The sequence below is a fragment of the Kitasatospora sp. NPDC002543 genome, assembly GCF_053594915.1.
In genome coordinates this window covers 1-1,239 of the sequence record NZ_JBSFWR010000248.1, presented here as the reverse complement: position 1 = coordinate 1,239, position 1,239 = coordinate 1, and the positions used below count along the sequence as shown (strand labels likewise).

Here is a 1,239-nt window from a genome sequence, read left to right as displayed (position 1 = left end):
GGCCCCGGCCGTCGAGCAGCACACCATCGACCACGTCCCCGAGAACGAGCGCCACGGCCGCGTCCGTGACCTGTTCACCATGTGGTTCGGCACGAACATCGCGCCGCTGCCGCTGGTCACCGGCGCCATGGGCGTCCAGGTCTTCCACCAGTCGTTCTGGTCGAGCGTCGCGGCGATCCTGGTGGGCCAGCTCGTCGGCGCCGTCTTCATGGCGCTGCACTCGGCGCAGGGCCCCAGGCTCGGCCTGCCGCAGATGATCCAGTCCCGTGCTCAGTTCGGTGTGCGCGGCGCGGTCGTCCCGCTGCTCCTGGTGATCCTGATGTACATCGGGTTCTTCGCCAGCGGCAGCGTGCTCGCCGGGCAGGCCGTCGGCGAGCTCACGCATACCGGGGACACCACGGGCATCGTCGTGTTCGCCCTGGTCACCGGGGCGATGGCGACCGTCGGCTACCGCGTCATCCACGCGCTCGGCCGGGTCGCCAGCATCGTGTGTGCGATCGCCTTCGTCTACCTCGGCATCCGGCTCCTGGACCGGGTCGACCTCTCCGCGCTGCTGCACGACGCGCACTTCGACGCCCCGATGTTCCTGCTCGCCATCTCGCTCTCCGCGTCCTGGCAGCTCGCCTTCGGCCCGTACGTCGCGGACTACTCGCGCTATCTGCCCCGCACGACGTCGGCGAAGTCCACGTTCTGGTGGACGCTGTCGGGGTCGGCGATCGGCTCGCAGTGGTCGATGACGTTCGGCGTCCTCGTCGCGGCGACGGCGGGCGCGAAGTTCCTCGACAACCAGGTCAGTTACGTGGTCGGTCTCGGCGGCGCCGGGATCATCGCCTCGTTCCTGTACTTCGTGATCGCGCTCGGCAAGCTGACCATCAACGTGCTCAACACGTACGGCGGCTTCATGTCGATGGTGACGAGCGTCAGCGGATTCCGCGGGCAGAAGGTCCTCTCGCAGCGCGCCAGGGCCGTGTACATCGCGCTGATCATGATCGCGGGCACGGCGGTCGCACTGGTCGGCAAGGACAGCTTCCTGTCGTCCTTCAAGGACTTCCTGCTGTTCCTGCTGACGTTCTTCACACCGTGGTCGGCGATCAACCTGGTCGACTACTACCTGATCTCCAAGGAGCGGTACGACATCCCGGCCCTCTCCGACCCGCACGGGCGCTACGGGGCCTGGCGCTGGGACGCGCTCACCGTGTACGTCGTCGGGCTCCTGGCCCAGCTCCCGTTCCTCGCCAC

Annotated in this window: 1 protein-coding gene; it reads left to right on the top strand. The window is 68.0% G+C overall.

Going from position 1 to position 1,239, the window contains the following annotated elements; translation table 11 throughout:
• Positions 1–1,239: purine-cytosine permease family protein (locus ACWD4P_RS38330; protein WP_449782837.1), on the top strand; the 1,239-nt coding region annotated here is incomplete at both ends.